Source organism: Idiomarina sp. UBA4520 (genome assembly GCF_002388365.1).
GTDB lineage: Bacteria > Pseudomonadota > Gammaproteobacteria > Enterobacterales > Alteromonadaceae > Idiomarina > Idiomarina zobellii.
On record NZ_DGMK01000007.1, the window covers coordinates 1 to 21,001 of the forward strand.

At 44.9% G+C, this 21,001-nt stretch carries 20 protein-coding genes; 2 read left to right on the top strand and 18 right to left on the bottom strand.

The features are described from left to right. Nucleotides 1-269: 269 nt before the first annotated feature. The 13 genes from B3850_RS02595 to B3850_RS02655 form a co-directional block, all read right to left on the bottom strand. Nucleotides 270-494: a DUF2835 family protein gene (locus tag B3850_RS02595; RefSeq protein WP_286874292.1), complete on the bottom strand. Its 225-nt coding sequence runs from the start codon at nucleotides 492-494 to the stop codon at nucleotides 270-272. Nucleotides 495-516: 22 nt separating this feature from the next. Further along, complete coding sequence (pepN, locus tag B3850_RS02600; RefSeq protein WP_286911342.1) at nucleotides 517-3,105, bottom strand: aminopeptidase N; 2,589 nt, start codon at nucleotides 3,103-3,105, stop codon at nucleotides 517-519. 19 nt (nucleotides 3,106-3,124) lie between these two features. Beyond that, nucleotides 3,125-4,579, bottom strand: coding sequence for a Na+/H+ antiporter NhaC (gene nhaC, locus B3850_RS02605; RefSeq protein ID WP_286911343.1), 1,455 nt, complete (start codon nucleotides 4,577-4,579; stop codon nucleotides 3,125-3,127). A gap of 11 nt (nucleotides 4,580-4,590) precedes the next feature. Continuing rightward, complete coding sequence (locus tag B3850_RS02610; protein WP_286872258.1) at nucleotides 4,591-5,973, bottom strand: sodium-dependent transporter; 1,383 nt, start codon at nucleotides 5,971-5,973, stop codon at nucleotides 4,591-4,593. 116 nt (nucleotides 5,974-6,089) lie between these two features. Further along, entirely contained in the window at nucleotides 6,090-8,150 is a 2,061-nt protein-coding gene (gene prc / locus B3850_RS02615; RefSeq protein WP_286872260.1) for a carboxy terminal-processing peptidase, read from the bottom strand. Between the two features lie 9 nt (nucleotides 8,151-8,159). Then, on the bottom strand, nucleotides 8,160-8,786 hold the full coding sequence (gene proQ / locus B3850_RS02620; RefSeq protein ID WP_286872262.1) for an RNA chaperone ProQ: 627 nt from the start codon (nucleotides 8,784-8,786) through the stop codon (nucleotides 8,160-8,162). Further along, nucleotides 8,779-9,069, bottom strand: coding sequence for a hypothetical protein (locus B3850_RS02625; protein WP_286911344.1), 291 nt, complete (start codon nucleotides 9,067-9,069; stop codon nucleotides 8,779-8,781). The genes proQ and B3850_RS02625 overlap by 8 nt, the downstream gene beginning before the upstream one ends. A gap of 5 nt (nucleotides 9,070-9,074) precedes the next feature. Next, nucleotides 9,075-9,539, bottom strand: a complete 465-nt coding sequence (locus B3850_RS02630; protein ID WP_286872267.1) for a GAF domain-containing protein — start codon at nucleotides 9,537-9,539, stop codon at nucleotides 9,075-9,077. Nucleotides 9,540-9,551: 12 nt separating this feature from the next. Then, nucleotides 9,552-9,839 (bottom strand): YeaC family protein, encoded by a 288-nt coding sequence (locus tag B3850_RS02635; protein ID WP_053953628.1) that lies wholly within the window; start codon nucleotides 9,837-9,839, stop codon nucleotides 9,552-9,554. Between the two features lie 3 nt (nucleotides 9,840-9,842). Beyond that, nucleotides 9,843-10,169 carry a zinc ribbon domain-containing protein gene (locus B3850_RS02640; protein ID WP_053953627.1) on the bottom strand — a complete coding sequence of 109 codons (327 nt, stop codon included), beginning with the start codon at nucleotides 10,167-10,169 and terminating at the stop codon, nucleotides 9,843-9,845. A gap of 127 nt (nucleotides 10,170-10,296) precedes the next feature. After that, a complete protein-coding gene (locus B3850_RS02645; RefSeq protein WP_286911346.1) occupies nucleotides 10,297-11,973 on the bottom strand; it encodes an alanine/glycine:cation symporter family protein in 1,677 nt (558 codons plus the stop codon). Nucleotides 11,974-12,017: 44 nt separating this feature from the next. After that, nucleotides 12,018-13,145 (bottom strand): M14 family metallopeptidase, encoded by a 1,128-nt coding sequence (locus B3850_RS02650; RefSeq protein WP_286875702.1) that lies wholly within the window; start codon nucleotides 13,143-13,145, stop codon nucleotides 12,018-12,020. 64 nt (nucleotides 13,146-13,209) lie between these two features. Continuing rightward, entirely contained in the window at nucleotides 13,210-14,655 is a 1,446-nt protein-coding gene (locus tag B3850_RS02655) for a glyceraldehyde-3-phosphate dehydrogenase (RefSeq protein ID WP_053953624.1), read from the bottom strand. Nucleotides 14,656-14,811: 156 nt separating this feature from the next. Here B3850_RS02655 and B3850_RS02660 point away from each other — a divergent pair, with 156 nt between their 5' ends. Next, the gene (locus tag B3850_RS02660; RefSeq protein WP_286911348.1) at nucleotides 14,812-15,615 is read left to right on the top strand and encodes a DUF2989 domain-containing protein; all 804 of its coding nucleotides are present in this window, start codon (nucleotides 14,812-14,814) and stop codon (nucleotides 15,613-15,615) included. On the opposite strand, the gene msrB is transcribed toward B3850_RS02660, so the two are convergent. Further along, the gene (gene msrB / locus B3850_RS02665) at nucleotides 15,600-15,998 is read right to left on the bottom strand and encodes a peptide-methionine (R)-S-oxide reductase MsrB (RefSeq protein ID WP_286911350.1); all 399 of its coding nucleotides are present in this window, start codon (nucleotides 15,996-15,998) and stop codon (nucleotides 15,600-15,602) included. The two genes, B3850_RS02660 and msrB, sit on opposite strands and share 16 nt — an antisense overlap. A 102-nt stretch (nucleotides 15,999-16,100) precedes the next feature. Between msrB and pyk the strand changes: the two genes are divergently transcribed. Beyond that, nucleotides 16,101-17,531, top strand: coding sequence for a pyruvate kinase (gene pyk, locus B3850_RS02670; protein WP_286911352.1), 1,431 nt, complete (start codon nucleotides 16,101-16,103; stop codon nucleotides 17,529-17,531). Here the strand turns inward: pyk and B3850_RS02675 are convergent. The 4 genes from B3850_RS02675 to B3850_RS02690 are packed head-to-tail and all read right to left on the bottom strand — an operon-like array spanning nucleotide 17,528 to nucleotide 20,987. Continuing rightward, a complete protein-coding gene (locus tag B3850_RS02675) occupies nucleotides 17,528-18,373 on the bottom strand; it encodes a DUF6279 family lipoprotein (RefSeq protein WP_286875821.1) in 846 nt (281 codons plus the stop codon). The genes pyk and B3850_RS02675 overlap by 4 nt on opposite strands. Nucleotides 18,374-18,385: 12 nt before the next feature. After that, nucleotides 18,386-19,210 carry a LytR/AlgR family response regulator transcription factor gene (locus B3850_RS02680; RefSeq protein ID WP_053953619.1) on the bottom strand — a complete coding sequence of 275 codons (825 nt, stop codon included), beginning with the start codon at nucleotides 19,208-19,210 and terminating at the stop codon, nucleotides 18,386-18,388. Then, nucleotides 19,207-20,295 (bottom strand): sensor histidine kinase, encoded by a 1,089-nt coding sequence (locus B3850_RS02685; protein WP_286875819.1) that lies wholly within the window; start codon nucleotides 20,293-20,295, stop codon nucleotides 19,207-19,209. The genes B3850_RS02680 and B3850_RS02685 overlap by 4 nt, the downstream gene beginning before the upstream one ends. After that, nucleotides 20,292-20,987: a flagellar brake protein gene (locus B3850_RS02690; RefSeq protein WP_286911354.1), complete on the bottom strand. Its 696-nt coding sequence runs from the start codon at nucleotides 20,985-20,987 to the stop codon at nucleotides 20,292-20,294. The genes B3850_RS02685 and B3850_RS02690 overlap by 4 nt, the downstream gene beginning before the upstream one ends. Nucleotides 20,988-21,001 lie beyond the last annotated feature (14 nt).

Sequence of the window (21,001 nt, forward strand, 5' to 3'; positions counted from 1 at the left end):
GGAACTTTCTTATTTATCAATTCAACGACTTTTTCCAGTAAAACCGGAGATTGACTATCGACCAACGACATAATTACAGAGTCCTTGAGGTTGTTGGTGAAACGTCGCAGGCAAGCCAAATGCGGCCCGCGGCCAATGAATCTATGATTGATGTTATTGTCGGACATTTATCATAGGCTTTCAACGCTATTTCGCATTAAAAACCAGTGTTTAGACCAGATATTTCGGGGATTGAGAAATAACTATGTTATTTAAATGAATGGAAGTCTTTAGAGGCGACTTAAATCAACAAATTTTTGATTTTCATCGACTTGTAGGCGGAAGCGCCCTCTTATGCCCTGACTGTCAATAAACTTAATGAAACGGCCCGCGGGAATAGCGACCCGCGTGCCATTGTCGGTGGTTACTACGACCTGTTGAAACCCCTTGTTGTAGTAAACATCACAGTATTCCTGATAGCTCATGGACAGACTAAAGACATACTGGATGATCACGTTACTCGCCTACCTTAAATAATTATTCAGTTAGACAACTTTCTACTTTTTCAAACAAGTCGCTGGCTAAGTTTGGTAAAGACTGAATGCCTTTCAACTCAGCTTTCATTAGCTCTTGACGTTTTTCGTCATAGCGACGCCAACTGACAAACGCAGACACTAAGCGCGACGCTACCTGAGGGTTAAAGTCATTCAACACTTTAATTTGCTCAGCTACCAGTTGGTACCCTTTACCATCAGCTCTATGGAACTGCGCTTGATTCTGTGTAAAAGCAGCGAGTAACGAATAAACCCGGTTCGGGTTTTTTATGCTGAAATCAGGGTGCGACATAAGCTCAATCAGTCGCTCAACGGTCGCTTCGTTATTGGCTATCGCTTGAGTACTGAACCATTTGTCCATCACCAACTTCTCCTCACGCCATTGCTTATCAAAGGCCTCCAGGAGTGTGTTCGCCAGCGAATGATTTGACCAAACTGCGGCCTGCAATGCCGCAAGCTGATCAGTCAGATTGTCCGCTTGATTAAATTCTTGCTCAAGCAGTTCATCGCTGTTGCTGGTTAAGGCCAGGTAGCTTAAGCAGGTTTTCTTCAACTGTCGCGCCGCAATGTCTTGTGCCGACAACTCATAAGGGTGCTGAGTTGCACACTTATAGTAAACACTAATAAAGTCTTCTTTTAACGCTTCAGCGAGCTTCTGTTTAAGCGCATCGAGGTTTTCGTTAATTCGCTCAACAGGTATCACACTAAAGTTTTCAGCGATGGTTGCAGGCGTTGGTAATGTTAACGCTAAAGCAATTAAAGCCGGATCGCTGTTTCCAAGCAGTAAGTTTCGGCAAGATGTAACCGTTTGTTCGTCTAACTCTACAGTTGTGTCTTTTGATATAGCCTGCTCTACTTTACGCGAAAATAGTGTTTGTGCAGCATCCCATCGACTAAATTCGTCCTGACTATGAGCCATTAGAACACGTAATTCATCGTCACTGATGTCGCGCTTCACTTTCACCGGTGCTGAAAAGTTCTCAAACAGCGATAAAACAGGCTGTTCGGCGACATTTTCGAAGCTTAGCGTTAGCTCTTTATCTTTAAGATGAATCAGCTGTTCATCAGACAACTGCAATGGCTGCCCTTTTAAGGAGTACGCTGACCATTTCACCGGAATATGGAATGGGGCCTTCTCACTTTGTCCGGGCGTTGCAGGCGTTTCCTGGCGCAGGGTAATAGTCAATTTTTGTTGCTGAGCATCATAATCTTGCTCGACGGAAACTGTTGGTGTACCCGCTTGTGAATACCAATGGCGGAAACAGCTAAAGTCAGCACCATTGGCATCTTCCATCGCCGCAACAAAATCTTCGCAGGTAACGGCTTGGCCGTCGAAGCGCTCAAAATATAGCGCCATGCCTTTTTGGAAGCCCTCTTCGCCTAACAAGGTATGAATCATGCGAATGACTTCTGCACCTTTGTTATATACCGTAACGGTATAAAAGTTGTTCATTTGAACCACTTTATCCGGACGTATGGGGTGCGCCATTGGGCTGGCATCTTCAGCAAACTGATGGCTTCTAATGACTTTGACATCGTTAATGCGGTTTACCGCTCTAGAGCCTAAGTCAGAGCTAAACTCTTGATCTCGAAAAACGGTTAAGCCCTCTTTCAGCGACAGCTGGAACCAGTCACGGCAAGTCACTCGGTTACCCGTCCAGTTATGAAAGTACTCATGGCCGATAACCGACTCGATGTTGAGAAAGTCCTGGTCAGTCGCGGTTTCTGGATTCGCCAATACGTATTTGGCATTAAAGACATTTAAGCCCTTATTCTCCATAGCTCCCATATTGAAGAAGTCGACGGCAACGACCATATAAATATCGAGGTCATAAACCAAGTTAAAACGCTCTTCGTCCCATTTCATCGCGTTTTTGAGCGACTCCATGGCGTGTGGGGCACGATGAAGATTGCCTTTATCGACAAACAGCTGAAGCTCTACGTTTCTGCCATCTTTGGTTGTGAAAGTATCTTCCAGTAAGTCGAAGTTACCAGCAACTAAAGCAAACAAATAACTGGGTTTCGGATGAGGGTCTTCCCACACTGCCAGGTGCTTACCACCTTCCATTTCACGATATTCAACGCGATTACCGTTTGATAGCAAGTATGGATAGTCTTTTTTATCGGCAATAACCGTTGTGCGGTATTTTGCCAGAACGTCTGGGCGATCCATGAAGTAACTAATGCGACGGAACCCTTCGGCCTCACATTGAGTACAGTACGTTCCTTCGGCTAAATACAAACCTTCAAGCGCCTCATTGGCGCTTGGGTTAACCGTATTCTCAATGGTTAGTTCAAAGCTATCGAACGCTGTTTCTAGTACCAACTGGTTATTTTCAACCTTCCACTTTTCGGCTGGAATAACCTCATTATTCACTTTGACGCTATCCAGCGTTATGTCTTCGCCATCAAGCACCAACGGTTTGCTGTGGTTGCCCTGACGCTCAACCTTCATGACATTAGTGACCCGTGTGTTTTCAGGGTGTAACTCAAAGGTCAAATCAACCGTTGAAATAGTGAATTCGGGTTGTTGATAATCTTTTCTATACTTCGCTTTCGGTAACTGTGTCATAACTTCCTTTCGTTACTGATTAAGCCATTGCTTCTTTTTGCTCTGGCTTTTTATAAAGAATGGTCCAGCCTGTGTAGGCAAACACGATAGCAATTAACGGTGTTAAGTAATTGAAGAACGCAAAGATACCATACTCAAATGGGCTTACCGCAAGCACCGAGAACATATAAGCACCGCACGTATTCCATGGAATTAGTGCTGAGGTGATAGTACCACTGTCTTCTAACGTACGAGACAGCACGCGAGGATCAAGATTACGGCGCTCATATTCCTCCCGGAACATGCGCCCTGGAAGAACGATAGCCATATACTGGTCAGCGGTTAAAACGTTGGCACCAAAACAGGTAAATATAGTTCCGGTAATAAGTGAACCAACAGACTTACTCGCTTTTAACATGCCCCGAATAAAACGCTCAAGTAGGCCTATTTTTTCCATAATAGCGCCGAAAGTCATGGCGCTAAGAATCAGCCAAACGGTGTTGAGCATGGAAACCATACCACCGCCGCTTAACAGGGAGTCTAAGTTAGCGCTGCCGGTACTGACGCTGGTTCCATCAGACAATGCCAGCCAAACAACTTTTAACGATGCAACCCAACCTTCTTCACCAGCAATTTGCGTGACCATTTCCGGTTGGAAAATAAGCGCCCAGGCGCCACCAAGTAAGGCCCCGAAAAAAACCGTCGGTAATGCGGGCTTACGAGTCGCTGCCAAATATAACAGTATTGCCAGCGGCACCAACATTTCCCAGCCAATGTTAAAGGTGCTCTGAAGCTGAACTTGCATTTGTTCGAGGCGTTGTAAACTGACATTCGTGTCAGCATTTAAACCTAAAATTAAGAAAAGAATAACTGAAATAACGAAAGCAGGACCTGCGGTATACCCCATATAACGAATATGGGCGAAAAGCTCGCTTCCGGCCACTGCGGGGGCCAGATTTGTGGTATCTGAAAGCGGCGACATTTTGTCACCGAAATAAGCCCCGGAAACAATAGCACCGGCTGCAATAGCAGGTTCCAGCCCCATACCTGAAGCTACCCCCATAAGCGCGACACCTATGGTAGCCGCAGTTGTCCAGGAGCTACCAATTGAGAGAGCGACAATACCGCAAATAATACAGCTGGCGGCGTAAAACAGTCCTGGGTTTAAAAGCTCTAAACCAAAATAAATAAGAGTTGGTACTGTACCGGACAGCAACCAGGTTCCAATTAATGAGCCAACCGCAAGAATGATTAGCATAGCGCCAAGGGCGACTGAAATACCCTCAGTAATCCCCTCTTCTATTTGTGTCCAGCTAAAGCCATTGCGAAAGCCAATAATAACGGCTATGCCTGACGCCACTAATAGTGCTATTTGGTTAGGGCCATAGGAGGAATCCTCTCCGAATAGATAAACGGATGATGCCAACATAACTATCAGCGCCATTAGCGGAATAAGCGCCTGGAGCAAACTCGGTTGTTTATTTGTATGACTCATTAATTTTTAACCTAAAGTTTTATAAAACCAATTAACTGCAAGAAAATAATAATAATAGCTACCGGCGCTATGTATTTAACGCACAATAACCAAATATCAAAAATGGATTTGTGGCTGTCTAACTCGTCTGCACTATGCTCTCTTTTCATTACCCAGCCAGCCAAAATTGCGAGCAGTAAACCGCCTAATGGCAAAAGTATGCTCGATGTCAAAAGGTCAATAATATCAAAAATTGAGTTAATGGGTTTACCTAACCATTCGCCACTAAGCTGTGCCCATTCAGTACCGGCAAATGAATGAATAGTTAGCTGCCCCAGCAACCACAAAACAAGACCCGAAACTAACGTAGCCGGCCAGCGGTTTAAGGAAAACTTCTCTGCAACAAAAGCGACCGACGACTCGATCATCGCAATGGCTGAAGTAAATGCGGCTATAACCAGCATCACAAAAAAGACGGTGCCAAGTAGAGTGCCGGCAGGCATTTCCGCGAATGCCAGCGGTAAGGTTGTAAAGATGAGTCCAGGTCCTTCACTAGGCGTAAGGCCGAAACCAAAAACCAGGGGAAATATAGCCAAACCGGCAAGTAGTGCAACTATGGTATCAATCACAGCTATCCATAGACTGGTTTGAACAATTGATGTTTCGCGAGGCAAGTAAGCGCCATACATAATCACCACGCCAGATGCCAAGCCTAATGTGAAAAATGAGTGACCCAAAGCAATCATTACACCGTTTACCGACAGTTTGCTAAAGTCAGGCTCAAACATAAAAGTAATAGCGGCAGAGAAATCGCCGATGTTGCCAACGTATATAGCAATGCCAACCAGTAACAGGATCATCGCAGGCAATAGAAATCGGACAGAACGTTCTAAACCGTTTTTCACACCATTACCAACCACTAAAACTGTCGCTACGATGATAATGCTATGCCATAACATGAGCTCGCCCGGCGATGAGAGCAAACCAGTAAACACATTACCTACTTGCTCTGCCGAAGCGCCTTCAAACAACCCTTGTCCTGCCTTGAAAACGTATGCTAACGCCCAACCGGCAATAACAGCGTAAAAGCTTAAAACTAAATACCCGGTCAGCATCCCCAGCCAACCGGCGCTTTGCCAAAATGAACTATTACCTGACTCTTCCGCCACCGACTTCGCAGCGTATCCTGGTGAGTGTCGGCCCCGACGGCCTATGATTACTTCCGCAACCATAATGGGGATACCAATGCCGAGAATACAAAGCAGATAAATAAGTACGAAGGCACCGCCACCGTTTTCGCCCATAACGTAAGGGAACTTCCAGATGTTACCTAAGCCCACAGCAGCTGCGGAAGATGCGAGAATGAAGCTTAGCCTGCTAGACCAGCGGCTTGAAATTGTCTGATTGTTTGTCATCGTGTTTTAGTTATTGTTGTTATTTTATTGAGTTATATCACAACCGCTTCTGTTGTTGTCGGTTGTATTAAAAAAATACCGCCAGTTAAGGCGGTATTTCAATGATACAGTGTTCATTAATTATTTGCGGCAAGTTCCTCGCCGTTAATGAAATCCATCGCAACGAGCAACGCCTGTTCAAGGTACGGATCAACCTCGGTCACTTCTTCAGGAGCGTCCTCTATATCTTCAACCGGCTCCATGCCCGCTCGTTTTAATCGGGCATTGACTCGTTCAAGCTGACGAGCTTTTTGCTCATCTTCTTTCTTCTTACGCTGGTCTGAATTGAGACTTACCCATGTTTTATCTTTTTCTATGCGGTATCGCTCAATATCTTCAAAGATAAACTCAAACTCTGGCGCCTTTTCAATGCGTTTATTTAAACGCGCTTGCAGCACTTCAACTTCTGAGTCATCAACTCTATTGACAGGCTTAAAGTCTGCTTTTTTGATTTTGTCCCACGGTAGCGCATTATCTTCTTTGCTTTCGCCCCATTCTGATGGCTCAACATACGAAGGAAATACGATATCAGGCTGAACACCTTTCAGCTGCGTGCTACCACCGTCAATACGGTAAAACTTAGCGATGGTGTACTGTACACTGCCCAGAGGCTCATCAAAAAAGTCGAAACGACGCGCTAACCCACGGTGCTGCTGAACAGTGCCTTTACCAAAGGTATTTTCACCCAGAATAAGCGCACGTTCATAATCTTGCATCGCCGCTGCGAATATTTCGGAAGCTGACGCGCTGTAACGGTCAACCATGACAAACAGAGGTCCGGAGTAAAATACTTTACCGTCTTTATCTTCACTCACATCAACGCGACCACGACCATCACTTACCTGCACGACAGGGCCTTTATCGATAAACAAACCGGTTAATCCAATAGCTTCTGTCAGGGCACCACCGCCGTTTCCACGCAAATCGATGATAAGGCCTTCCACATTTTCAGACTGAAGCTCTTTAATAAGCTTTTGGACATCAGCAGTCAGATTGTTGTAAAAGCCTGGTATTTCAATAACGCCCATTTTCTGGCCTTCATAAACGCCTTCTTCAATGGTTTTCACTTCTGCTTTAGCGGCTCTGTCTTCCAGTTTAACTTTGTCACGAGTAACCTTAACAACACTTGGCGTGCCGCCTGCCCCTTGGCTGGACTTAAGTACCTGAAGTCGTACGGTAGTACCTTTAGGGCCTTTTATTAGCTCAACAACGTCATCCAGACGCATGCCAATAATGTCAACAAACTCTTCTTTATCTTCGCCCTCGCCCTGACCAACAGCGATAATTTTATCTTCGGGCGATAATTTGCCTGTTTTATCAGCAGGACCGCCAGGAACCAGGCTACGAATAACGGTGTAGTCATACTCTGACTGCAAAACAGCACCGATACCTTCAAGCTCTAAATTCATGTTCTGTTTAAAGCGCTCAGAGTTCGAGGGCGATAAGTAGCTGGTATGCGGCTCCACAGAGCGAGCAAAAGCATTCATTAGCGTCTGAAATACATCTTCACTCTTAGACTTCGTTAAACGGTTAAGTGCACTATTGTACCGCTTACCCAGGGTTTCAACGATTTCAGGCCACTCTTTACCGGCAAGCTTCAAATTAAGCGCATCGTATTTAACGCGGCTTTGCCAGAGCTCATCAAGCTCTTCTTCCGTTTTAGCCCACTCAGCATCTTCGCGATCGTAATAATACTTATCGCCTTGTTCCGAGAAGTCCATTGGCTTTTCGTCGTCAAGCAAAGACAACGCGTAGGTATAGCGTTCAAAACGGCGTTCTAAACTGTTTTGATAAATATCATAAGCAACGTCGAGCTCACCGCTTTTAAGCATGTCATCAAACAAGTGCTTATATTCAGCCGCACTTTCAACATCTTCTTTCAGCAAAAACATTTTGCTGTAATCGATCATCTCGAAGTAGCGGTCGTAAATTTGCTCAGACAACTCGTTATCCAGCGTCATTCCGCTAAAGTGATAACGAGTGAAATAGGATGTAATGCGTTCACTGGCTGTATCGTGCTGAGACTCTTGCTCTAATTCCGGCAACTCATCGACACTGTGTTTTGGAGGGATAGCGTAAGCTGCAGGTACTGCGACAGCCAACGCCAATAAATAACTTTTTACAGCCAAGTGTTTCATTCAATGCTCCTAAGCGCGCAAAAATATCTTATCAGCTTTCACTTTCATGCTGAGACCATTTGCCAACTGAACCTGAACATCACTTTTGTCCAATTCAGTAATGGTTCCCGTCATGGGTTGGTTTCCAGCTTTCACCTGTACTTGTTGACCCACAGAAAGCTTGCTTAGTTCCGCTTCTTCCAGTTTGAGCTCTGGTTTCGGATTTCTCTTAGCTGCTTTAGGTTTACTGGTTTTGCTAACTTCAGTTTTTTTCTTTTTTGTTGGTGCCTTAGGCTTCGCGGCGTTTTTCTCTTTAGCTTTTTGTGCCGCTTTCGCTTTAGATTCTTTTAATGACTCTTGAGCGTGTTCCTGATGCTCTTCAGTGACCTTATCGGCTTCGTTACCGTCAAGATCGACTCGAGCTTCACCGGCTTTAATACTGTAAAGGTAACGCCAGCTATTTGTGTAGTGACGAAGCGCTGTTCTTAAGCGTGTCTTGCTGACTTTTTCATCGTCTTCTAAGCGTTTGGCCAAATCTTCAAAAATGCCGATTTTTAGAGGCTTGGCATTACCTTTTAACGAAAAGCAGTTAGGAAACTGTTCTGCTAGATAGGCAATAACGTCTTTGCTTTTCGTTAGTTTTTCCGGTTCACTCATTCTGTTCTTCTTCCTGTTCTCGAACGTCGTCCATTAGGTTTTGAACGTATTCGTCCATTTCGTCAAATGATAATTCTAAAAGAGCCGGTTCCTCTATCCAGTCATACAGGGTACGACGAACCATTTCTTCCAATTGCTCTGTGTTATCGTCATCTGCGCGCAACGCATTAATATGATGCAGCATTTCATTAATTTGGTCCGCAGCTTCTTCGGCATCATCGTCGAAGAATATAGCGTCCTCGCGCGTGACTAAATAACTATGAATATCGAATTCCGCAAACATCAGTGTTATTTCGGCCAGTTTAGCGTGCTACAGAAATCGGCTATTTTTTGAAAACCTTCAGCATCTTCATTGTCAAAACGGCCAATAGATGGGCTATCAATATCGAGAACAGCCACGGTTATGCCGTTCACGACAATAGGTGCCACAATTTCACTATTTGATGCTGAGTCGCAAGCAATATGACCTTCAAACTCATGCACATTTTTAACACACTGCGTTTCTTGAGATTGTGCACCAACCCCACAAACACCTTTTCCAAACGGAATTCTTACGCAAGCTACTTTGCCCTGGAATGGGCCTAAAACAAGCTCATTATTTGAGTCGGTTAGGTAAAATCCAAGCCAGTTTATGTCATCGACAGTGTCGTACAACAAGGCGGAGATGTTGGCTAAATTAGCTATTAAGTTAGGCTCGCCCTCTGTAATAGCTTGAGACTGGCGTAAAAGGTCGGAATACAACTTAGCTTTCATAGTAGTTTCAACTTAGTTATCGAGCTTGAAACGGGCTATTGAACCCGTGTCATTGTCAGAGCGGAATTGGTCTTTTAACTCTCGCTTAGATTTAGAAATAATATTGCCGTCCGGACCCACCGTATACGCCTCGTCAGAGTTACCGAACCGAGCTTGGTACGCCATAACCAACTGCAGCGAATTTTCTCGTTGCTCGTCGGTTAGTTTGTTGCCGTCAGGCCACCGGCCAGTCTCAACAGATTGAACCAAGCGTTCATACACCTCAGGCGTCATGCTATTAATTAAGTCATCGAACTGCATGGGTTACCGTTTCTTTTTCAGGAACATCAACTGAACTCGGTTTATAACAAACCATATTAAGCCAACAACAATACCGCCAATAGCGATATTATAGCCCCATGACTGAGGTTGTGGTTGTTGCATAAACAAATAGGTAAAAGCGGCTATTGCAATAATTAAGGCCAGCATTGAACGAGAAACCAGCTTATCGGATTTTTCCTGGTTCAAGCGGCGCCGCTCGCGCTGAATGTCTTCTTTGCTCTGCCCCGCCAAAACAAATTGGCAATGTGGGCATTCACGAGCCTTTGATGAAATTCGTTTATTGCAAGATGGGCATTTCGTTAACGCCATAATTTTATAACCTACCTCTTATGCAGTCCTTGCAATATAAGGCTTTTGCGCTGAATTTCAAGCATAGTGAATAAGAAAATAAAAAACGGCCAGCAAGAACTGGCCGTTTTAATTGACTCAAAAGAATTTATTTTTTCTTGTCAGCGTCACCAAAGTCTTTCCAATAAGACTTAACAGTCGACTTCATTTCTTTATGAAGCAATAACATACCCAGCAAGTTAGGTAGCGTCATCAGAACAATAGCAACTGCCGACGCCGTCCAAACCAGTGTGGTATCTGCGAAAGACGCCCAGAAGAAACCAGCAACATACAGGATACGGTATGGCATAACTCCCTTTTGCCCGACTAGATAGACAACCGCCCTGTCACCATAGTAAGACCAGGCAATAGCTGTCGAAAACGCGAACATCAGTAGCGTTAATGGAATAATATATTGTCCGTAATCGCCGAAGTAGCCGTTAGCGAAGGCTAATGAAGTCAACGCAGCCGAGTGCACCAATGACTTACCAACCACTTCGATGTCTTCTTTTATTAAGTTACCGTTCTTAATCTCAACGGTACCATTATAGGCATCCTCGCCGGCAATAATAAAACGAACATCTTCAGCTACTGAACGGGCATGCAAAATAGTAATTTCACCGCCTGTTTGCGCTTCACCATCAACCACTTCCAGCTTACCGGAGTAACGCTCAATTTCAGTATCACTGAATCCGTTCAAGTACTTATAAAGCTCTTCACGGTCGTCAGTATCAACGTCATTGTACTGACCAACAATAAAGTCGAGGTCACTGCGAGCAAAGTTATTCTCATGCTTCTCGGTCCATACACCAGAAGAGAGAATAACCAAACCGGTTAAAGTACAAATTAAAATGGTGTCCAGGAAAGGCTCGAGAATCGATACCAAACCTTCAGCAACCGGATCTTTCGCTTTCGCAGAGGCGTGAGCAATTGGCGCAGAACCCTGACCCGCTTCGTTCGAGAACAAGCCACGGTTAACCCCTCGGTTAAAGGCGTACGCAAAGCTTGCCCCTAAGAAACCACCGGCAGCCGCTGAGCCAGTAAAGGCATCTCTGAAAATAGAGACGAATGACTCACCAATGTTATCAATATTGAAGAAGATAACGCTTAAAGAGCCGATAACATAAAGAATCCCCATGATAGGAACAATCTTTGACGTTACCGCCGCAATACGTTTAATACCGCCAATAATAACCATCGCCAACAGTATCGACAAAATAGCCCCGGTCCAGACAGGATCAATCTCGAAAGTTTGCTCCATCGACTGAGCAATGTTATTAATTTGCGGCATATTGCCCGTACCGAAAGAACTAACAATAGTGGCAACAGCAAAGATAACGGCTAGCCATTTCATGTTAAGGCGGCGATCCATGTAATACATAGGGCCACCAGCCATAGTGCCGTCTTCGGTTTTTACACGGTATTTATGCGATAAGGTCACCTCGACAAACTTGGTGGTCATACCCAAGAATGCCGTCATCCACATCCAGAAAATAGCGGCTGGGCCACCTAAGAATATAGCCAGTGCAACCCCACCGATGTTACCGGTACCTACTGTACCGGACAGGGCTGTCGACAAAGCCTGGAAGTGACTGGTGTCGCCTTGCGAGTCTTTGCGGTCAAATTTACCGGCTAGAACGCGCCATGCGTGTCTGAAGTAACGAACTTGTGGGAAACCAAGGTATAACGTAAAAAACAGACCCACACCCAGCAGAATGAATGGGAAATAGGCTGCAGAGCCTAAGAACCCATCAATCCATAATAGAAAATTATTGAGCGCTTCCAAGGAAGACCCCCTCTTGTTGTTATTATTGTTAATTCACTCTAGTTTTAACGCAATTTTGGCGATACTGCCAATATTGCGGTTAATACGTCTTCACCTAAACGCTGCGAACGTGGCGCAGACCAGCCGAAATCCTCATCTGGTAAGTCAGCATTGTCTTTAAATGGCATTTCCAGCGTATACGAAAGACACTTAAACTTCTCGCCCACGGCTGAATTGGCAACTGTCATATTAGCCTGGCCGGGTTCATCAAGGTCATAACCATACTTGGTCTGGAACTCTGGTGTCGCCGTTAATAAAGCAGCTTTAAAAGTGTTTTCCAAGTCCTTATGACGCTCATCGTATGACGGAATGCCTTCACAACCGGCAACGAAGTTATATGGCAAGGCTTCATCACCATGCACATCTAAAAACATGTCGACGCCGGTTTGCTCCATACGTTTTAAAACGTAGAAAACTTCCGGGCTTTTTTCCAAGCTTGGTTCCGCCCATTCGCGGTTCAGGTTAGTGCCTACCGCGTTGGTACGCAAATGCCCACGAACGCTGCCGTCTGGGTTCATATTAGGAACAACATAAAAGACATTATTGTCGAGCAGCTTACGAGCTACACCGTCTTCATCATCTAATAAGCGACCTAAAAAGCCTTCCATGAACCACTCAGCCATAGACTCGCCCGGGTGCTGACGCGCAGTAACCCAAATGGTGTTTTTGTGTTCTGCCGGTTCGCCAATCACCAATAAGTTAAGCTCGCGACCGTCAATGGTTTCGCCGAGTAATTCGTGATAGCAGTCTACTGACTGCTGAGCCGACTGAATTAAGTCCTGATGGCGCTCATAAGAATACGGCACGAAATAGGCGTAATAGACACTTTCCTGCTCTGGTGTGTGGCGAATGGTCAGTTCTTTACCATTGTATTCTGTCGGGACACGGAACCAAGTTTCGCGATCATAAGACGCTAATGCTTCATAACCATCCCAGCCGTCTGGATAAGCTGAGCCCGATGCATTTTCAATGACCATGACGTGTTCAGTACCGGCTTCACCAAAAAGTTTAAAGTGAAACCACTGATAAAACTCGGACTGGTTGTCTTTACTTATTGCGAGTCGGATATTGTCGGCGCTGTCAGCGCTAATAACCTGAATGTTGCCACTATCAAAGTTAGCAGAAATACGCATAATTCACCCTTTATTAAGCAATTCTGTTGTAACAAAAAAGCGCCCGCCGGGCGCTCTTTTAACGTTATTTAGGCAGGTTCGGAACCTTAAGTCCCGCCATAGCTTCTGCTACACGAACAACCTGACAGCTATAACCAAACTCGTTGTCATACCAAACGTACAATACAGCACGATCTTCATCGACAATAGTTGCTTGTGAGTCAACAACACCCGCGTGGCGCGAACCGACTAAGTCAGAGGACACAATTTCAGTTGATGCGGTGTAGTCTATTTGGTTAACCAACTCAGAATGCAAAGCAGTGTCACGCAAGAAGTCGTTTAACTCATCGCGAGACGTCGTCTTTTCTAAGTTCAGGTTCATGATAGCCATCGACACGTTCGGCGTTGGAACACGAATTGCGTTACCAGTAAGCTTACCAGCCATTTCCGGTAATGCTTTAGCGACCGCTTTTGCTGCACCTGTTGAGGTAATAACCATGTTTAACGGAGCTGAGCGCCCACGGCGGTCTGCTTTGTGGTAGTTATCAATCAGGTTTTGGTCGTTGGTGTACGAGTGCACAGTTTCAACGTGACCGTTGCGAATACCGTATTTGTCATTAACGGCTTTCAATACAGGCGTAATTGCGTTGGTTGTACAGCTTGCCGCTGAAACGATCGCATCACTGTCTTCAATATCGCTGTCATTAACACCAAATACGATGTTCTTGATGTCACCTTTTGAGGGGGCTGTCAGCAAGACTTTGTTTACCCCTTTCGACTTTAAGTGCAGACCAAGGCCAGCTTCGTCTTTCCAAATACCCGTATTATCGATAACAATCGCGTTGTTGATACCGTACTGGGTATAATCGACTTGATCCGGACCATCAGAGTAAATCACTTTGATGTTGGTACCGTTTGCTTTAATGCTTTGGTTTTCGTGGTCAACGGTAATAGAACCGTTAAACTGACCGTGGATAGAGTCACGGCGCAACAAACTTGCACGCTTTTCTAAGTCGCCATCGCGTCCGCCGCGAACAACTATCGCTCTTAAGCGCATTTTGTTGTTAGCACCATTACGTTCTATAAGCTGGCGAGCCAGTAAACGACCAATACGGCCAAAGCCATAAAGCACAACATCACGCGGCTCAATATCGTCTTCTCTGTCAATAATGTCAGTCAGTTCGCGCTTAACATAGTCTTTAATTGACAAGTCATCGCTTTTGCCGCCAAACAGGTAACCATAAGCTAACTTACCCAAATCAACGCGTGCTGGAGACAGTTTCAACTCAGCCATTGCTTCCAGGAATGGGAAGCTTTCACGCAAGCGAACTTTCTGGCCTTCGTAACGGCGAATTAAACGGTGAGACTTGATAATGTTGATAGTTGAAACGTTCAAAAGAGAACGTCCGTAAACAAGAATTTCAACACCAAAGTTACGGTAAAGCTTGCCGAGAATCGGCTGCATTTGTTCGGCGTATTCCTGGCGTTCTTGCCAGCTTGCTAGAGTTGGATCTTGCTGGTTAGCATTCATATTGAGCCCTGTCCTCTGTACTTAATGTTCAGTGAGCGTGTTCAGTAAGCAAATAAAGTGCTACGCTTAAAAATCCGCAGTATTGTACTGAAAAGGTCGGCATGAAGCCAACTTTAAGAGAAAATCAGCTTTTAGTGATATCGTAAACGGGTGACTATGTTTAAAAAATACGCAGTTTTTATTGCCTTGCTTCCCTTGGCGGGATGTTATGACAGCGCTCCGACAGTTAGGGAAATTTGTCAGGGTACTCCATCAATGTGCAGTGACTTAAATGATGACAACTGGTGTAACTCCGAACGCCGTCAACTCATATTCAGTCGTTACGATGTCAGTCAGAACAAAACTCCCGAAAACCAATACTATTTGATGCAGGACCTGCAGGAATACAGCAAATGCATTGAGCTGGCGTCGACTATCGAACATAAAAAGCTGAAACAAAAACAGTCAAACCGTATTGAAGCTTACATTAACTCGCAGAAAAATATAAAAGCGCTGGCAAAAGAAACCGAAAATTCTGAGCACCCTCTTTGGCTTTACTGGCATTGGTCTAATCAAGGAGATACAAACGCACTTGATAAGCTGTTGGCAATGGAAGGCTCTAAGCGTATGCAGACACCCGAGCTGCAACTCGCTCTGGCTACCTATTACACCAAGCAAGACTCACAAAAAACATTCAAGCTGCTTTACAACGCCCTACGCCTATATAAGGAAGGTGATCGCATTAACCCCGAAATACCTTCGACGTTAGTATCTATGTACCTTAAAGAAGGCAAAGCTGAAAAAGCCTATGTTTGGTCACAAGTTGCCTGGCAGCTTGGCCAGGACAACCTGGATAAAAACAGCATGAAAAATATCGTCACCGCATCAGAAGATGAATACGATGACTGGGACGATCAGGCGGAAGATATTGTCGACCAAATCAAGGATGGTCAGTTTAAAGGCCGTTACTCATCTTCATAATGCATAGCCACTGAATTGATGCAGTAACGCTGCCCGGTTTCTGTAGGGCCATCATCAAATAGATGGCCTAAATGACCATCGCAGCGGCTGCATAACACTTCAATGCGTACCATGCCATGACTCATGTCTTTTTCGTAACGTACGGCACCATCAATAGCAGCGTCGAAACTGGGCCAGCCACAATGTGAATCAAATTGGGTGTCGCCTCTAAATATAGGCTGACCACAACCGGCACAGCGATAGACACCGTGTTTATCCGCCACCAAATATTCACCCGTAAAAGGTCTTTCCGTCCCTTTTTCTCTTAAAACATAATAGGTCTCGTCGGACAGCTGTTCTCGCCATTCAGCGTCCGATAGTTTTTTCCAGTCTTTATCTGCCATTGAACAATTCTCCCCCCTTAAAGAGTTGTGACTTTATTGTCATACTACTGATATAAAGCCTATGTTAAACTGAGTATTACTAATAAATTGCTGGAGTTAAGCATGCTTCGACGCACCAAAATTGTTACAACCCTCGGCCCTGCCACAGACTCAAAAGACACCTTACGAGCCCTCATTGAAGCGGGTGCCAACGTAGTTCGTCTCAACTTCTCGCACGGCAGCGCTGACGATCATATTAAACGAGCCTCTATGGTGCGCGACATTGCTAAAGAATTAAATGCCCACGTTGCCATACTTGGTGACCTGCAAGGCCCGAAAATTCGTATTGCCCGCTTTAAAAATGACTACGTTGAATTAAACGCTGGCGATCAGTTTACGCTGGATGCGGAAATGGCGAAAGACGCCGGTGACGAACACGCTGTGGGACTTGATTATAAACAGCTACCACAAGATGTGAAGCCTGGCGACATTCTTTTGCTGGACGATGGTCGGCTGCAGTTAAAAGTAACTGATATTGAAGGCACCAAGGTGCATACGGTTGTCACTATTGGTGGCACGCTATCAAACAATAAAGGCATTAACCGCCAAGGTGGCGGCCTCTCTGCCGCTGCCCTAACGGAAAAAGATCATGAAGACATAAAAACCGCCGCTAAAATTGGCGTTGATTATTTAGCTGTATCTTTCCCCCGTAGTGGTAATGATATCAACCAGGCACGTCATCTGCTGCGTGATGCCGGTGGCAAGGGCTTGCTTTGTGCCAAAATAGAACGTGCAGAAGCCGTCGCCAGCGAACATGCCTTAGACGACATTATTCGAGCGTCAGATGCTGTTATGGTTGCCCGCGGTGACTTAGGTGTAGAAATTGGCGATGCTCAGCTTGTTGGTAAACAAAAGCTTATTATCTCTCGCGCTCGTCAGTTAAACCGCGTTGTTATTACTGCAACGCAAATGATGGAGTCGATGATAGAGAACCCAATGCCAACTCGAGCGGAGGTCATGGACGTCGCCAACGCAGTGCTCGATGGCACTGACGCGGTGATGTTGTCGGCTGAAACAGCTGCTGGTAAGCATCCTATTGCCACCGTAAAGGCCATGGCTGATATTTGTCTGGGCGCAGAAACGCACCCCTCAGCGAAGCTCGATCATAAAGATCTGGAAGAGGTTTTTTCCAGCATTACTGAAGCGACTGCCATGTCAGCAATGTATGCAGCTACACATTTAAGTGGGGTTGCCGCTATTGTTGCACTAACAGAGTCTGGCTTTACGGCTAAACTCATGTCGCGTATTACCTCACACTTGCCAATTTTCTCGCTGTCTCGTCATGCGGAAAGTCGCAATAAATCGGCGATGTACCGTGGTGTATACCCTATTGATTTTGACTCAACTAAAACGGATAACCCTATTCTGGAAGCCATAGACGTGCTGAAAACCAAAGGCCACTTGAAAACCGGTGACTTAGTGATTCTCACACACGGTGATGTTATGGAAACGGTTGGTTCAAGCAACACCTGTAAAATTATCGAAGTCCGTTAATCGTTAAAGTCTTCCATAATACTATCAAGAAGGTCGATGTATTCGTCGGCCTTCTCTACTGCCGCTTCTCGTTGGTTGTCAGACAAGCTCAAATACATATTCCATAAAAACGTATTTCTTGTGTTACTGCTTTGCTCTATCTTTTCCTGAAGCGCTTCGGTTCGCAGTTGCTTAGGGTCTTGTATCAGAGCTGTCAGCTTATTGGTATCGGTTGGCTCTGTCAGTAGTATGGTTTCAAATTCTGTAAGCCATTGTGCCCGGTAATTCAGCCAATCTTCCTGTATAGAAGGGCTTTTCGCAACCCAGTCACGCAGTAACTTATCCTGTTGCTCTGTCAGGTCACCAATAATATCTTCCAAGTCACTTTCAACTTCATTAACCCGCTCAAGCTGTCGCAAAATAGGGTTTTCAGACTGTTTCTCTTCAAACTTTTCGAAACGCTCTTGTTGTTTCTCTTCTATTCTTTCAAACAGTTGCTGCTTTTGTTTCACCGACAAGTCGTTAATTAACGCGGTTTCTTTTGACACTCTGTTCAACACGTTCTGCCAAAAGTCCAATAAAGTGTCTTCAAAAGCGATAATATCGGCTTTTTCAAGCGTTTGGTTATGCACCTTTTCACGCAAGTTAAAGAGCGCTTCACGATACTCGGGTATTTGAGTGCGGGCATGCCATAAATGAAGCTCATCCACTTTTTTTGCAAGCGTCGCTTCTTGTTGGTCATTGAGGTCAACGTACTCTTTTACCCGCCATTCAACTAGCGTATCTGCGAACTGGTAGCCGATATTCGCTGTGCAGCCCGACAGCACCAGTAGAGTTAGTAAAGCGAAGCCCAAAATGCGCATAGTGGTAGCCTTTTACTGACCTAAAATCAGCTGTTTAATTTTGTCTTTATAACTGCGACTGACTTTCAGCTGCTGTCCATTTTTTAACTGCAAATGGTATTCGCCATTTTGCTGATTACACAGTTTCTCGACTTGGTTAACATTGACAATAGCAGAGCGATGTACACGCTGAAATAGCTGAGGGCTTAATTCTTTCTCAAGCTCCTTCATGGTACGACGCAAAATATAGGTGTCATCGTTAGCGTGGATGCACATATAGTCGCCCGCTGCATCAATCCATTTAATGTCCTTAATAGCCACCCGTGTAATTTCACCGCTGTCTTTAATCGCAATATGATCGGGGTACTGGTTCGTCGCTATGTCACCACCTTCCGATAAGGTTTTCAGCAGATCTTCCGCATTCTGCCCTGTCACTTCAGCAACCAAACCCACCAACTTTTCATGTTGCTCTGTATCGAAACTGCTGTTTTCAGCAATAACTCGTTCGACACACTCTTTCAGTCGGTCGTCATCGACCGGCTTCAGCAAATAGTCTAACGCCCTTACTTCAAAGGCTTTTATCGCATATTCATCATAAGCCGTAACAAAAACAACGGTCGGCAATTCGCCACCCTGCTCTTTGACAGCTTTTAAGACCTCGAAGCCATTCAGTCCGGGCATTTGTATATCCAGAAACACTAAATCCGGCTTTTCTTCGACGATAACATCGACAGCCGTGCGACTGTTTGGGCACTCCGGCATAAGCTGAAGCTCTTCAAAAGCTTCCAGACGCACTGACAAGCCCTTTCGTGCTAAAGGTTCGTCATCAACAACGAGCGTTTTTAAGCGCTGACTCATACTTTCTCCAGTGTTTCAAAAGGTATAACAATGGTGACACAAAGACCTGAGCCTTCGTTCTTACTCATGTTAAATATAAAGTGCTTACCGTACAGTGACTGTAAACGTTGCTTAGTGTTATTCAGACCAACGCCTTCTTTCCTGAACAGTTTATTAGGGTCAGATTCCAGTTGGGGGCCGTTATCACAGATAGTTATTTCTAAATCATCGTTTACTTTTTTCGATTGAATACTTATTTTACCCACCCCTTCGACCTGCGCAATGGCGTACTTAATCGAGTTTTCAATAAGCGGCTGGCAGATTAAACTGGGAACCAATGCCTGCTTAGTTTCTTCCTCGAGATTTATAGTCACTTCTAGTTGCTCATCAAAGCGCACCTTTTCAATGTCCAAATACAACAGCAGCGCATCAATCTCTTTTTCCAGCGGTACTTTTTTAATCGGATCGTTATCCAGTGAGAACCTTAAGAATCGACTCAACTTATTAACCATCTTATTGGCCTTGTCTGAGTCTTTTATCAAAATAAGTGTTGATATCGCATTAAGTGTATTAAACAGAAAGTGCGGGTTGAGCTGGTAACGCAGCATTTTTAATTGCGCCTGGTGGGCCATAGACGAGGCCAACAGCGCTTTCTGCTTTTCTTCCTGCAGCATTTGGTAGTATTTAATACCAAAATACAGCCCGCTCCAGCTTAAAATAATATAAAACTTCGCCAGGCTGTTTTTTAAATAAAAGAATGGGCTGTCAGGTCTGAATCCAAATTTATAAATTTCCCAGTAAGTCGCGTTATCAATAATGGCCCAAAGCACCGAAATAACATAAGACGCAACGATAGCAATAAGCACCATAAGCGGTGGTGCCATCTCCCATATTCGCCGGTAGAAATAGCGCAACGGAACCGTCAGAAGAAAGCCAGCATACGCGCCAAGAATAATAATAAGCGTGTAAATATCACGCATTTCATGCATGAGTGAGCCAATGTAGTTCACTAACGCGTAGCCAATCCAACCGCCGGCTTGTAACAACCAGAAGAACCGGTTTCTATTTTCCATCAGCATTTGCCACTGATTCAACAAATGCTTCATGCGCTTCCTGACGCCTCCAGTTTAGACAACTCTTCAATATCGACTAAGCTTCCGGAGAACAACGCATTCACTTCGTCTTTCTGGTTGCCTAAAAACTGTAAGCCCAATTCATAGTGGTCGTTTCGTTTAATCTGACGAACAATGGCTTTTAACGTCACTTGACGGTTATTTTTTTGCTCTATGACTAGGTCGACTTTACTGCCGTTTTCCCACAAGATCTTGTCATTACTCTCTGGTAGCTCATGTTTAACCCGGCAGCCGGTTTCCGACACATCCAGAACATGACCTTTGAGGGAAACCTTGGCCCCCTCGGTAGACTGACCTTCAACAACGGTTGGTAAGAATGCATCAAACCGCCGCCCTTTACGAATTACGCGGTATTCCACCTCATTTGGCCAACGAATAAAGAGCATTTTTGTCGGGTGAGAAACAATGTAGTTAATGTCGCTTCGAAAAGCGCAAATTTCACCGTTCCCTGCTTCTAACACAAACCGTACTACGACAGGAATCGCTTCCTCGATATACTCCCGTAAATCACTGTATTTTCGTGCATCGGGCATATTTAGAATAAGCCAGCGATCTTTTAAGGCACCGATAAACTCAGTAAAAAACCGTGCGGGCACGTTTGAATTAGTCAGTTGTACTTCAATTCTTTGTCCGGGAACCAGTTCGGTGATTTTTTTGGTGCTCATACGGGTCTCGCGCT